Annotated in this window: 11 protein-coding genes; 4 read left to right on the forward strand and 7 right to left on the reverse strand. The window is 38.4% G+C overall.

Annotation, left to right across the window (positions count from 1 at the left end; genetic code table 11):
- Window positions 1-116 precede the first annotated feature (116 nt).
- The 7 genes from ACC612_RS10800 to ACC612_RS10830 all read right to left on the reverse strand — a co-directional run bounded on the left by ACC612_RS10800 (window position 117) and on the right by ACC612_RS10830 (window position 6,803).
- Entirely contained in the window at window positions 117-734 is a 618-nt protein-coding gene (locus ACC612_RS10800) for a CHASE4 domain-containing protein (RefSeq protein ID WP_371854544.1), read from the reverse strand.
- Between the two features lie 271 nt (window positions 735-1,005).
- A complete protein-coding gene (locus ACC612_RS10805) occupies window positions 1,006-2,064 on the reverse strand; it encodes a DUF5305 family protein (RefSeq protein ID WP_371854546.1) in 1,059 nt (352 codons plus the stop codon).
- A 76-nt stretch (window positions 2,065-2,140) separates the two neighbouring features.
- Window positions 2,141-3,160 carry a signal peptidase I gene (locus tag ACC612_RS10810; RefSeq protein ID WP_371854547.1) on the reverse strand — a complete coding sequence of 340 codons (1,020 nt, stop codon included), beginning with the start codon at window positions 3,158-3,160 and terminating at the stop codon, window positions 2,141-2,143.
- 71 nt (window positions 3,161-3,231) lie between these two features.
- A complete protein-coding gene (locus tag ACC612_RS10815) occupies window positions 3,232-3,732 on the reverse strand; it encodes a TasA family protein (protein ID WP_371854548.1) in 501 nt (166 codons plus the stop codon).
- A gap of 236 nt (window positions 3,733-3,968) precedes the next feature.
- Complete coding sequence (locus tag ACC612_RS10820) at window positions 3,969-5,024, reverse strand: PKD domain-containing protein (RefSeq protein WP_371854549.1); 1,056 nt, start codon at window positions 5,022-5,024, stop codon at window positions 3,969-3,971.
- 245 nt (window positions 5,025-5,269) lie between these two features.
- Window positions 5,270-5,869, reverse strand: coding sequence for a TasA family protein (locus tag ACC612_RS10825; protein WP_371854551.1), 600 nt, complete (start codon window positions 5,867-5,869; stop codon window positions 5,270-5,272).
- A 397-nt stretch (window positions 5,870-6,266) separates the two neighbouring features.
- Window positions 6,267-6,803, reverse strand: a complete 537-nt coding sequence (locus ACC612_RS10830) for a hypothetical protein (protein ID WP_371854552.1) — start codon at window positions 6,801-6,803, stop codon at window positions 6,267-6,269.
- A gap of 618 nt (window positions 6,804-7,421) precedes the next feature.
- On the opposite strand from ACC612_RS10830, the gene ACC612_RS10835 reads away from it, so the two are divergent.
- The 4 genes from ACC612_RS10835 to ACC612_RS10850 all read left to right on the forward strand — a co-directional run bounded on the left by ACC612_RS10835 (window position 7,422) and on the right by ACC612_RS10850 (window position 13,899).
- On the forward strand, window positions 7,422-10,226 hold the full coding sequence (locus ACC612_RS10835; RefSeq protein ID WP_371854553.1) for a DEAD/DEAH box helicase: 2,805 nt from the start codon (window positions 7,422-7,424) through the stop codon (window positions 10,224-10,226).
- A gap of 143 nt (window positions 10,227-10,369) precedes the next feature.
- Window positions 10,370-11,149, forward strand: coding sequence for an ABC transporter permease (locus ACC612_RS10840; RefSeq protein WP_371854554.1), 780 nt, complete (start codon window positions 10,370-10,372; stop codon window positions 11,147-11,149).
- A complete protein-coding gene (locus ACC612_RS10845) occupies window positions 11,150-12,379 on the forward strand; it encodes an ABC transporter ATP-binding protein (protein WP_371854555.1) in 1,230 nt (409 codons plus the stop codon).
- Window positions 12,367-13,899: a class I SAM-dependent methyltransferase gene (locus ACC612_RS10850; RefSeq protein ID WP_371854556.1), complete on the forward strand. Its 1,533-nt coding sequence runs from the start codon at window positions 12,367-12,369 to the stop codon at window positions 13,897-13,899. The genes ACC612_RS10845 and ACC612_RS10850 overlap by 13 nt, the downstream gene beginning before the upstream one ends.
- The last annotated feature ends 13 nt before the right edge of the window (window positions 13,900-13,912 follow it).

A 13,912-nucleotide genomic window follows, 5' to 3' on the forward strand; every position in this document is an offset into this window, starting at 1 on the left:
TGAAGAAATTAAGGCAAAAAACTACTGGAATCAAGTAAAAGAGGTTAAAATCAAGTTATTGATACATAACCTTGACAGGCATGTCAAAGTTATATGTATTGCTCAAATGAGGATTTCTACAAAGCCGTTAATTGAGTATCCCATTCAATTTCCCGTATAAGATTGGGATCCATGTATCGTACAACAATAATTGTACCTGCAACCGAATCGACATCTAAGCTTTTTGTTATGGGATTAGCCGCGATCAATGCAGGTCCTTCTGGTGTATTAATCATACCACTCATATAACTGAGATTTAGTGGTTTAGAAAATAGTTTTTTATTGGAATCAATTGTTTGCAACAACCCAATTGATACATCTGTTTTTTCATAAGTATCATGATTAACACCGACAATATGATACAATTGACCATTGATATCGTAAAAAAGCATTGCATCTATCTGAAGGTTAGCAATCGCATCAATATCAAGGTTATTGGTAACATAATATTCCGATTCTCCAAGTAAGAAATAATATGTATCGTCCCACTGCCCCCAATCGCTTGCAATAATTGCAAGGTTTTTAGATTGTGTATTTATTGCTGCGGTTGCCCTTGCGACATTCTTTGTAACTTCCTCTTGCTCCAATTCGCCAAAACTATTGCCAACAATCTGGTCAGCAGTAACGAACAATAATAAAACCAGGCAAAAGAAAGTTATTCCCAGAATAGTCAAAGTCTTATTACGGATTTTCATAGGAACAACACGCATAGTAGACAGAAAGTACACATACTACCAACAGAGCAACTATTTATTGTGAAATAATGGATTTTTTTCAATCTGTTCCCCTTGCTTGATCAGATTAATATTATCGATAAATTACAATCTTATTGCAATATGTTCAGGCAGTGAATAAATATGAACTTTTTGGATGTAGTCTATATATATAATTTCTTAATTATCTAAGGCATTAAATATTATATACTAAAGATATCTGCGGAGTAAAATATCATCCACAATAAAAAAACTACATCTCGGATTCATAGAAAGTATATATAACTCCATCATGGATAGTGAAATAAACGCCTTTTTTGTCATCATGGATAACTCTCATATCCATTTCCGAGGCTGTATCCACAAGCCCCTGAAGTGAGGTTAACTTAACCTCTATCAAGTCTTTGTGTTCAACAGGTATTTCTCCTTGGCTTATCCAGCTGTTAAACTTTGCAAGGTCAGCTATTTTTTCCAGCTGAAGTATTTCAGATGGATCAACTGGTTCTCTTGACCTTAATTTCCTTAAAACAAATAAACAAGTAGCAGAGACAATCAACAATAATAAAAGAATGGCAATTCTTGCTAAATGAGGCGAATCCCTTATAGTTTGTGTACTGTAAGTATCCACAGTATTATTTGATTCAAGCTTTTTAGCTACCTGGTAGTAAGAGTCTGTGGTTAGGAGAGGCACCCTGTACTCTAAAACCTCGTCTATATTCTTTCCGTTGATGCTACCTTCAAGATCAACATAAGTAATAATAGTCAAATTTGTTTCCTGGGTGTACTGCAAGTCATCCTTAACGGCTTGGACAACAGCATCTACCTGTGCTAAATTTATAGAAAAATTATGTGATGCTATGTCACCGTTTGAAAGCCTCGCATCACCTGCGTTTACAACAGGAAATTCTTTCTGCCATAATATAGATTCCTGTATTTGCTCATAACTTTCTGCTGTTGCCAGAATAATGGTTTTTCTGCTTACACTTACATCAGCCGAATCGGACGCATCGATATCAAAAGTAAATCCCATATTTAAGATTGGAGACACTGAGTAGAAATATGCAGGTTGATCAGGAGGAAGCACAGTGCCTACAGGATATAATGGATTAGAACCATTCACATAGGCTGTATAAGTATACACCCCTTTAGTGGAATATGAGGAGGTTACATATTCCTGTTCAACATAAGAAGGTATGAAAAGAGAATAAGCCATCAAAATAACTGATAACAGAATTACAATAGAAAGAAACGTGTTTATGGGCTTATATTGTTCAATAATTATGTTCTGTAACTTAAGAAGTTCAACCTTCAAACTTTTTCCTCCATCTCCAATATATACATAAGTTACAGATAATGCATCTTATTGGTATTTATTAATACTGTTTGGTTCAGACAAAATGAAGATAACGCCTTAGTCGATACAACCTCTGCCTATAATTTTGTCTCTTCTTTTTGATTATTTTCCTATACCATATAGGTAAAGTTAGTAAGAGAATTAACGTTGTATATAAAATAAAGATAGAAATCATAGGCATCAAAGGATGTAATTGAGAAAGGGAAATTATCCAGAAAACCGGTAGAATGTATGGCACATAGGAAACACTGGTTCTTGCTTCCTGTTTAAGATCCATAGTGGTGGAATTAGAGGGGGAGATAACACTATACCCTGGATAGAAAGGATTTTGTATGCCATTCTCGCTTGTCAGTACAAGCACAGATGATAGTTCGTTTGGATTATTTTTTGTATATTCATTTGGCAGGGTGAACCAGCCATTAGCACCAAAATAAGGACTAAGCAACAGCAGGAATAATATGCAACATAAACATGTTATAGAGACTAGATACTTGCTCTGAACAGTGTAAGAGGTGCGTCTTGACAGTTTTCTTTTCCTTTTCTCTGCTTTGCGGGCCTTTACCGGATTGCTATACAGGACTATGTTCTTAATCTCGTCAAGTATGAGTATCGTGGCGGGCAAAAGTATAAGGAGAACAAAAAGTGTCTTGTTCTTTGAATTTTGAGGCAAGTATCCTGCATATGGAATTACAAAAACGATCTTACCTTTAACAGCATCTCCTGAAACAAAGAAAGGATCCAGATCCTCGTTAGCATCACCTTTTGTCTGAAAAACCAAAGGATCTTCGCTGATTATGGAGATAATGCGATGTGTTACAAACACATCTTCCTCTGCAGTAGGTGGGTGGAAAGTTATCACATCTCCAATAACAAGATCATCTGGTGAGACCGATTGTGATATTACAATATCTCCTACTCGCATGAAAGGATGCATACTGCCACTGAGCACAATCAGGGGAAGTGCTGAACCATTGAAAATCGGCATAAGGAAGTGTAAGAGTATCAGCAAAAGGAAAAAAAACACAACAGCTGACAGCATTCCTTTGCTTTTCATGAAAATATATTAGCATCTGTACTATTTTAGGTATTCGGAGCACTATACACAAATTAGACTATCATTATAGTTTATGTATGTGTGGGAGCTGGTGCACCTTGCTGTATCAGGAGCACATCAAAAACAAAATTTGCTGCAGTGCCTTGACCTTCAGTTACATCTTTATCCATAGAATACACGATAGGTAGATCAATAGTTTCGCCAGCACCAAGAGTACCTATTTTTATGTACTCATCACCTAGTTCACGTTCATATCCATCAACTGGAGTCGTCGCTGTGAAATAGTTGATGCAATCTTTATTTTCAGAACTCATTTTAATATAAAGATCGCCTGTAACAGTCCCATCGTTCTTTATTGGTATTGAACCGGAGACTGATTGACCAGGAACTAGGTATGCATCACCACTATCAGTGATTGTTTTTGTTGTTTGCATCTCCAGTTTAAGAGTTCCAGCTGTAAGCGCGTTTGAACCGCTTGTTTCTATATCGCTGAAGTACGCCCACGTACCTGCACTTGCCATAGATGCGATTGAGAAAATGGTAAGTATACTCAAGAATATTTTCTTGTTCATACTAGCTAGTTATATATTATATTTTAATGGATATCAAGTTGTTGGAAGTAGTGTATAGACGACATATCTTGAAAAAGAGTTTTATATGTGCGTATATTTGATATTCTCACATACCGGAAGCTACAAAGAAAAATAAGTTGCTATAAATAATCCGACAAACATTGAAGATACAGATACACTTGGAAATTAAAAAACTATAAAGATAATTCTCTAGGATTCATCAATATCTGTACCATTTAGGTATCAGTAGAATTTCCAGTTGCTGGGCTATCAGTAGTATCAGTTGTGTTGTCAGAAGCTAGATTCTCCAGAGAATCAGAAGTATAATCAGCAGCTGGTTTATCTGTAGGGTCAGTGGTATTTCCACTCGTTAGATTATCTGTGGGGTCAGTGGTATTTCCATTAGTTGGATTATCAGTGGGGTCAGTGGTATTTCCACTCGTTGGATTATCTGTGGGATCAGTGGTATTCCCACTTGCTGGATTATCTGTGGGATCAGTAGAATTTCCATTCGTTGGATTATCTGTGGGGTTGGTAGTATTTCCATTCGTTGGATTATCTGTAGGATCAGTGGTATTTCCACTCGTTGGATTATCTGTGGGGTCAGTGGTATTTCCACTCGTTGGATTATCTGTGGGGTTGGTAGTATTTCCATTCGTTGGATTATCTGTAGGATCAGTGGTATTTCCACTCGTTGGATTATCTGTGGGGTCAGTGGTATTTCCACTCGTTGGATTATCTGTGGGGTTGGTAGTATTTCCATTCGTTGGATTATCCGTGGGATCAGTAGTGTTCCCACCCGCTGTAGTGTTTGTAGTCTCCGTTATGTTGCCTACAACTGTAGTATTTATGAAATCAGTAGTATTGCCAACGACTGTAATATTTAGGCTTGCAGTAGTGTTGTTAGCAGCTGTAATATTAGAAGTATCTGTAATATTGCCAACCACTGTGGTATTTATGAAATCCGTAGTATTACCTGCGACTGTAGTATTTGTATTCTCTATAGTATCATCGGCATCTGAATGATGAGAAGAACCTAAACTGCCCCCGCTACCTGCAGTCTTATATGTAGATGTATTATTGGAAGACAGCATAGTGTCAATAGAAAATGAATTATCTGGAATGCTCATTGGAGCGAAGTATGGTTGCTGTTCCTTAGTATCCCATACACCTGCTTGTAGCGTATTCGAGGAGGTGGATGTGGTATCCCCTAAATAAGAAAAAGTGCCTCCTATAGAGACAATGGTAATTAGCATGAGGCTCAACAGTATCAATTTTGCAGCTGTCCTCATTGTGATTCACCTTTCATTAACCTTTCATTATCCTTTTGTAGGCTCCATACTAGTGCCTGATACCAGTATAAAATCAAAAATTTCAGTAAAAAACAATGAAGTTACAATCTGCAACACGATTATGAGTACTACATAAACTAAAAATATGTCACTAACTGTAATATTCATGTCTATTAATGGAAATTAGAAGGATAAGAAAACTCCTATCCTTTTGTTTATCTTATTCTACTAAATAGATTCATACGTTATTGTCCTTGACCTTGACCTTGTCCTTGACCTTGACCTTGACCTTGTCCTTGACCTTGACCTTGACCTTGTCCTTGACCTTGACCTTGACCTTGTCCTTGTCCTTGTCCTTGACCTTGACCTTGTCCTTGACTGCCTGTATTGAGTGTTGAAGGAGTTAGATCTTTCTCATCCTGTATAAGTATGAAATCAACTGTGAAGTGTGTTGTACTGGTCTGTAGAGCATTTGTTGTAGCTGGATCAAGTGTGCATTTAAATGTTAGTGTAGAACCATGACCCCCTCCTATAGTATCAACATAAATATAACTGTCAGTCAAGGCAGACTCACCAATAACTGAGGAGTCAACAGTGAAATCTAAGTTATCATTAAGGGCACTAGAATCTGGAGTTATCTTTGCATAAAGTTTTCCCGGAACGTTTCCAGCGTTGCGTACAACTAGATGATCTGTGTAAGAATGTCCTGGAAGTATCATCCCTGCATTATCGAAGATTACTTCTGAGGTTATTTCCTGATTGATCTTAAGAGTTCCTGTTGTAAGAGTGTTTGAAGCAGTTGTTTTCTCATCACTAAAGTATGCCCATGTGCCTGCACTATACATATCTAAATTATACCTCTAATTTTCACAGTTGTTTAGTAGTATAATATTAGTTGAGTATGTTAGTCGCCTATCACGCTAAAGGCACTGTTGTGGTATAGTTATTGGCGCATTAAACACAAAAAACCAGGAGAAATGATAGATTACCGGTATCAGAAGACAGGGTAATTTCTCGCACTCTAAATAGCTCATTAACAGAAGTAATGTTATATTATCTTTTAGTTGTTTAATGATATAACAATAGAAGACTAACATAATATTAGCGAACAGAACTAAATGTGAGATGATAATGTAGCAAGAGTCTATATTTAACCCATAAGTTTTGAGAAATGAGTGATTACCAATATCAATAGAACTAGTAATCCAATGTTTTCAATAACTCATTAACAAGGGTAATGGTTTATTTTTTCTTGTAATGTTTCATTCTATTCACATGGACAATGGAAGCTCCAAGGAAGATCACATTGGTAAAAACCAGCCAGTAAATACTGTAGATCCACTTTACAAAATTAAAAGCTATGGAAATAGTGCCCATAACTGCAACTATACTGAAACCCAGGTAAAAATGGCTCCAGGGGATATCCCCTTTTTTCACTGTTTCCAGATACAAAGTAACCCCTTCTGCGGCAGGAGTCAATTCTAATCTATCACTGTCTCTGTTATATGCAATTATACCCATGTTCTCCATTTTTGGTACATGGGTTTGCAACATAGAGACATATATGCTTTTGCGCACGTTGCTCACAGGCTCATTGGAATTAGATTCAATCCTTGCTATGGTTTCTGATATATCACGGAGGCTTTTGGGTCCATCCTTGTGAAGGATTTCCAACATCATCCTTCTACGTTCATTTTGCAGAACTGAAAAGATCTCGCTTTGGTTTATAGCTGGTTTCTGCTCTATCTCCAAAGGAGCTTCATTATCGTTATTAACCACCTATACACCTCCAATTCGATTTTATTTGTAATTATTATAAAATAACTTACAGTATTTCAAGAGTTATTCCTGCAATTTATTTTCTATGTTTGATATACTATATTTCTCAATAAAAATATTCCGGTATAGCTATATAAATTTATACACTAAACTAATATACAACATTATTTTTAATATGAAGCAAAATATCCAACTAAATATAGCAAGACCATTAATAATCGAGCTTCAATGTAGAGTTTGATTATTAATTGACGTTATCATTATAGATGTCAACAATTAATCATTCACTTTATATTCCTTGACACTGTTAATGGATCTGTTGCTTCAATTAGTCTCATTTGCTTCTAGATTGGAGAAAGAAGTACTGTTAAGGTATAGTTATTGCTACATTAAACAGATATTTTGAAGAGAAATGGGAAATTAACATTATCAATAGAACTGGAACTTCATACTTACAAAAGTATAAAAGAAGTGTATATTTAATAATTTCTTGAAAAGTGTAGTACTCATGAATTCTTAACAAGTATGGAAAGACATAAACGGAAAATGTTTTATCAAAAAAGACGTTTAGCCTTCCATTCAAATTCTCCTTTTTGTAAATTATGGGGCTGTCTTACGATGGATGTTTCTGAATTGGTAAACAAACTAAAGTCTTCAAGAAAATACGAAGGCCAGATAATGCACATTGAAGACATACCTGCAAAGGAGCCCGTTTATAGCTCTGCTGAGCTAAAACCACTTCTCAATTACGCTTTAGGTGAAATGGGAATAAAACAGCTGTATATGCATCAGGCAGAAGCTGTGGAGAAATCCAGGGAAAGAAAAAATATAGTGCTGTCTACCAGCACCGCCAGCGGAAAATCCCTCTGCTACATGCTCCCCATATTTGAGACCATTATGGAAGATCCTTCAGCAACCGCGCTTTACATCTCACCCCTGAATGCACTGGTAAATGACCAGCTCCAAACTTTCAGGAATTTCAGTCAGCTTATGGGATTGGACATCAACATAAACAGGTTCATTGGAAGTATGCCTAAAGATGAAAAGGATGCTGTCAAATACAACAACCCAAGGATAGTTTTCACCAATCCTGATATGCTTCATCTAAGCTTTCTGCAGTGGAAGCACCAATGGAAACGTTTTCTTTCAAATCTCAGGTACATCGTCCTTGATGAAAGCCATACATACAGCGGTGTAATGGGCAGCCACATGGCAAATCTTCTCAGAAGACTGAACAGGGTATGCGATCATTATGGTGCACATCCGCAATACATCTGCTGCACAGCCACAATCGGTAACCCTGTTCAACATACTTCTGCTTTAATAGGCAAAGATGTGGTGCTAATAGACAACGACAGCTCCGGCAGAGGACTGCAGAAATTCGTTTTCTGGAATCCCCCATTGTACCTGAAATATGGTAATTTCACCATGAGAAAAGCCAGTTTTGGAGAAACTGTAGATATTTTCACAACATTTGTCCAGAGCGGCTTCCAGACAATCGCCTTTGCAAGATCAAGACAGAAAGTGGAAAGGATGTATATTGAATCAAAGAACACTCTTGCTCACAGAGGTGTTGAAAAAAAGATAAGTCCGTACAGAGGCGGTTACCACGGGAACGAGCGTGAGGTAATCGAGAAGGGTCTGTCCAATGGAGAAATTGCAGGAGTTATTTCCACCAATGCCCTTGAATTAGGTATCGACATTGGAGGACTTGATGCCTGTATTATGGATGGTTTTCCAGGAACAATAATGAGTGCAAGGCAGCAGGCAGGAAGGGCAGGGCGCGGATTTGCTGAAAGTATAGTAGCGCTTGTTGCAGATCCTAATGCTCTTGACCAATATTACATGCGAAACCCACGAGACTTTTTCAGAAGACAGTGTGAAGAAGCTGTGATCAATGTTTCTAACCGTTACATTCAGGCAGGCCATTTGCTGTGTGCCGCCAGGGAGATCCCTTTGAGAGAAGAAGATGTACAGTATTTTGGAAGCGAGTTCAGCCGTATAATAACAGTGCTTGAAGAAGAAGGATTACTGGAAGGTACTTCTGAAAAGAGGTCACTTGATACAAATGCTCACATGCATGTATCCATACGGGATATTGACAGTGATGCTTATACTATTATTGACAAGGCTTCCAAAAGACCTCTGGAGAACTCTCTTAGCAGGCTGCAGGCATACAGGGAAGCGTTTGAAGGTGCAGTATATATTAACAAAGGAACAGCCTATGTTGTCACTTCACTGGACCATGAAAAAAGGCAAATACACGTAGAACACACTCAGGATGAATACTATACAAGATCAATGGTATCCTCAGACGTTTTAATAAGAGATGTTATTGAAACTAAAGCGCTGGAAACCTGCCCAGATGTAAAGGTCGGTTTTGGAAGCGTGGATGTGACACAGCAAGTAACAGGGTACAAGAAGTTGCAGCAGCGCACAGATAAGGAACTTGGACAATCTGAACTGAAAATGCCAAAATTCACTCTTGAAACCGAAGCCCTCTGGCTTGAACTGCCCGGAAGAATGATGGGATCGGTTGCAGTATATGATAGAGATTTTGCTGGTGGGATTCATGCTATCGAACATGCCATGATAGCAATGTATCCTTTACACCTGCTCGCCGACCGCAATGATGTGGGAGGACTTTCCACACCAGAACACACTGACCTGGGAGGCAACAGCGGCATATTCGTATATGACGGACACCAGGGAGGTGTTGGTTACGCTGAAAGCGGATATGACAAGATCGGTGAAATGCTTGAGGTCACTTTGAGGTCAATTGAAAGCTGCCCTTGTAGTGAAGGCTGCCCTTCCTGTATACAATCTCCAAAATGTGGCAACAATAACAATCCGCTGGACAAGGATGCTGCCATAATTATACTTCACAAAGTTCTCGGAAAACCCGACTATATCCCTCAGAAGAAAAAGACCGCTGGCGAGATGAAAAAGCGGGAAAAGAGTGTTATTGATATCCCTGAGAACAAAGAGAAAGTGGAGCAGAGATTTGATCCGATTAATGCTCTTAACCGAGCTCGGAGAAAACTTCGCCAGAGGCAGACAAGCACAGCAGCCGAATGGATAAAGGCCGGCATCTTGGCAGGGAAAGATAAAAAAGATCATGAACAGGCGTATGAATGCTTTGAAGCTGCTTTACAACTTGATCCAGACAATCCCAGCGCACTTCTGAACAAGGGTATAACCTGCTTGAATCTTGGTCAGAATCAGGCTGCACTTACATGCTTCAACAGGCTTCTTAATCTGGGTGCCAACCAGAGCGTAGTATGGAAAAACAAAGGCACTGCATTATATAGACTGGGAGATATCAAAGGAGCTGTTGGTGCATACGATGAAGCCCTCAGACTGAAACCCGACGACCAAAAAGTGCACGAACTAAAAGAAAGAGCAAAAAAGACGTTAAGGTAACATTAAGAGGAAAGAATATATCTCTTATAACCATTAACTAAGTGGACCAAAACTTTATATAATGAAAGTGTCACCTATTGACAGATTTTTAAATCAAGCAGTAAGTAGCGAATTATTCTTAGAAGCTGCGTAATGGATGGAAAATGTCGGTCAAACATCTTGCAAACCTGTATGCTTACAGACAACTGATATGGCAATTAGCTTGGAGCGAGTTCAAACTAAGGTATAAGAACTCTATTTTAGGATATTTCTGGTCTTTGCTAGAACCTCTGCTAATGCTTACGGTCCTTTATTATGTGTTTTCACACCTTATGAAAATGCAGATAGAAAATTACCAGCTTTTCCTTTTATTGGGTATTATTATCTGGAATTTCCTAAGCAGAGCAACCAGCATAGGAATGAACTGCATTGTTGGGAAAGCAAGCCTCATTAAAAAAGTATATTTCCCCAGGGATATATTTGTGATCTCAGCGTGCATAACCGCATTGCTCATGAGCGTGTTCGAGTCACTGGTTTTCATAATATACATGATCTATTTTAAAGTGTCTCTCTCTGTGTACATACTTGAAGCCCCTATCATTTTGATTTGCCTTTTGATCCTTTCCATCGGTCTTTCTTTGGCCTTAGCAGCTCTTAATGTGCTTTACCGGGATGTGCAATTTATCTGGGCTGTACTTTTGCAGGCAGGCTATTTTGCAACACCTATAATGTATGCCGTTGATATATTCCCGGAGAATTTACGTGCGATCGTACTTCTCAATCCGGTTGCAAGAGTAATTGTTGCTGCACGACAGACAATAATCTATTCAGCATCTGCACAAACAAACGATCTGATATTCATGGGTGTTGCATCGATAATTATTCTGTTCATAGGGTATGCTATATTCAATAAGATAGAAACTCGATTTGCGGAGGAGATTTAAATGTCAGTGATCGAAGTTGAGAAACTGGAGAAATCTTTCCGCATCCCACATGAAAAAAGAACTACACTTTTCGAGGCTCTTACTGGTGTATTCAAGCCTGAATCATATGAAGTGTTCAATGCTTTGCAGGACATTAATTTCGATGTTAAAGAAGGTGAATTCTTTGGAATTATTGGAGAGAACGGAAGCGGTAAAAGCACTCTCCTGAAGATAATTGCAGGTATCTTGTATCCTTCAGCAGGTGATGTGCGTATCCGCAAGAAAGTTACACCTTTCCTTGAGCTTGGCGTGGGATTTCAACCCGATATGACAGCCGTAGAGAACATAAAAACCTATGGTACTATAATGGGAATGTCAAAGCACGATATCAAGTCAAGAACAGATGACATTTTAGAATTTGCGGGGCTGGAGAAATTCAGGGATGCTAAATTAAAGAACTTTTCTTCCGGAATGCAGGTAAGACTTGCTTTTTCCACTGCGATCCAGACAGATCCAGAGATATTGCTGATGGATGAGGTACTCGCGGTAGGCGATATGGATTTCCAACAGAAATGCCTGGATGTCCTGAACAATTATCGCAAACAAGGAGTAACGATCGTATTTGTTTCACATGACCTTGGTTCTGTCAGAAGGTTCTGTGACAGGACTTTGCTACTGCATAAGGGGCAGCAAGTTGCATTAGGTGAAACGGGTGAAGTAATAGATAAGTACGTTTATGGGGAACAAGATAAAAACATTCAAGAACCTGCTGCTACTGCTGTTGAAAACAATCCTGGAACCCAAATAGAAGATACAAGTATCGTTAACAACTCCCGATGGGGAGACCAAAAGATAGAGATAGAAAAAGTAGAATTCTACGATAAGTTCGGTAATGTAAGTAACAGGTTCAATTCCTTTGATACAATGACCATAAGGATCTTTTATCATGCTCATGAAAAAGTTCTTGACCCTATTTTTGGTATTGCTCTGTATTCTGAAAAAGGAGAGAATCTTTATGGTACGAATACGGAACTTAGAAACATAACGATCGATTCTATTGAAGGTAAAGGCCATATAGACCTTAAGATAGAGAGCATCTCTATGCTCTCCGGAAGATTTCTATTAACTGTAGCTATACATAGTCGTACACATAATCCTTATGACTGGCATGATAAACTATACCATTTTGATGTGATCCCGACAAGCAGGGATGCAGGCCTATTCGATGTGCCTTGTAAATGGATAATATAATGGTGGGAATTACATTTATGAATACTTTTGAGATCAATGATGAAGAAGTGAATGTTGAAGAAATCATGAGAATGATCCGTGAAAACATCATTAAGCGGAAAGAACAAGGGACCTATCCGCCCCCACTTGAAGAAGCCAACAAACAGCTGATCTCAAATCAAAAGATTTCAATGGGAGAAATAAAAGGAGAGGTTGCTGATGACCTTGCTGCCCTGAATAGAAACTGTGATATTCAGAATAACAGCTATGTTATTAGTTCCCATCGTCCTGTTGTAGGAAAAGTACTCGTCAAAGGCAGAGAAGTCGTACATGGGGAAGTACGAAGATATGTGGACCCGATGATCTTTAAGCAGATTGAATTCAACCAAAATGCTTCTAAAGTGCTTACTAATACAGCTAATCGGCTTTCATTGATCGAAAATGAAATTGGTTTTGAAAGTGAAGAAGCAAAGCAATCCTGTTTTGAATCCAAGAGCCTGAAACTGCAACTTAAAGAGACGAATGAGAAACTCTTACAATTAGATAAAGAAACCGATGAACGACTATTTGAGGTCGAAGACAGGTTGCGTGCCCTGAAACAACAGATCAGTGATGAGGTAGCAGTCAACAGAAAAATGTATGAAATGGCCGAGCAGGTCCGAAATGATGTAAACACACTTCTTTCCCAGTTGAAGAATGAAATCAGGGAAGAAAACGAAGAGAGAATTCATTCACTTGTTTTGGCAATGAGTGATGATATCAGGACAAAAGCATGGCTTAGTAATTTGCTTGATGAAAAGAATTCACGTGGAATCTCACAGACGGAGATATTTTTACAGCCACCTCACGTGGATACTGGGGTGAATTACTTTGTTTTCGAGGAAAAGTTCCGTGGGGCCAGAGAGGAAATTGCTCAACGACAAACTGCTTTTCTCAGCTATTTTGAAGGGTGTAAAAATGTACTTGACATTGGCTGTGGTAGAGGAGAATTCCTTGAAACTATGCATAAACACGGAATAGGTGCCTGTGGAGTGGATCTTGATGAAACAATGGTAGATTTCTGTCGTTCAAAGGGTCTTGAAGTGGAACTAGAGGATGCATTTGATTATTTGGAAAAACTAGAAGATGCAAGTCTCGATGGTATATTTATAGACCAGGTGGTTGAACACCTTGAGCCTGCATATCTTGTCAGATTACTGAAACTGTGCTTCCAAAAGATGAAATATGGATTTTATCTTATAGCAGAGACAGTGAATCCATTATCATTCTCCTCGTTTGCAAATTTCTATATTGATCTTACCCACATCAAGCCTGTTCATCCGGAAACATTGAAATTCCTGTTAGAGTCCACAGGTTTTAGAGAAGTCAGACCTGTATTTTCATCACCGCTACCAGAAACCATGAGACTTCAGAAGCTTGTGCCAAATGAGGGAGTTACAGATATAGAAAGACATCAGGTTGATGTTTACAACCGGAACATAGAAATGCTAAATAATACTCTTTACGGGGCACAGGATTACGCGATGATTGGAAAGAAATAATCTAATCTAAATA

The sequence above is a fragment of the Methanomethylovorans sp. genome (assembly GCF_041447285.1).
Classification (GTDB): Archaea; Halobacteriota; Methanosarcinia; order Methanosarcinales; family Methanosarcinaceae; genus Methanomethylovorans.

What these genes read in the sequence shown, in the direction of transcription:
- ACC612_RS10800 (WP_371854544.1), bottom strand. Translation starts at nt 734, where the DNA reads ATGAAAATCCGTAATAAGACTTTGACTATTCTGGGAATAACTTTCTTT.
- ACC612_RS10810 (WP_371854547.1), bottom strand. Translation starts at nt 3,160, where the DNA reads ATGAAAAGCAAAGGAATGCTGTCAGCTGTTGTGTTTTTTTTCCTTTTG.
- ACC612_RS10815 (WP_371854548.1), bottom strand. Translation starts at nt 3,732, where the DNA reads ATGAACAAGAAAATATTCTTGAGTATACTTACCATTTTCTCAATCGCA.
- ACC612_RS10820 (WP_371854549.1), bottom strand. Translation starts at nt 5,024, where the DNA reads ATGAGGACAGCTGCAAAATTGATACTGTTGAGCCTCATGCTAATTACC.
- ACC612_RS10825 (WP_371854551.1), bottom strand. Translation starts at nt 5,869, where the DNA reads ATGTATAGTGCAGGCACATGGGCATACTTTAGTGATGAGAAAACAACT.
- ACC612_RS10835 (WP_371854553.1), top strand. Translation starts at nt 7,422, where the DNA reads ATGGATGTTTCTGAATTGGTAAACAAACTAAAGTCTTCAAGAAAATAC.
- ACC612_RS10840 (WP_371854554.1), top strand. Translation starts at nt 10,370, where the DNA reads ATGTCGGTCAAACATCTTGCAAACCTGTATGCTTACAGACAACTGATA.
- ACC612_RS10845 (WP_371854555.1), top strand. Translation starts at nt 11,150, where the DNA reads ATGTCAGTGATCGAAGTTGAGAAACTGGAGAAATCTTTCCGCATCCCA.
- ACC612_RS10850 (WP_371854556.1), top strand. Translation starts at nt 12,367, where the DNA reads ATGGATAATATAATGGTGGGAATTACATTTATGAATACTTTTGAGATC.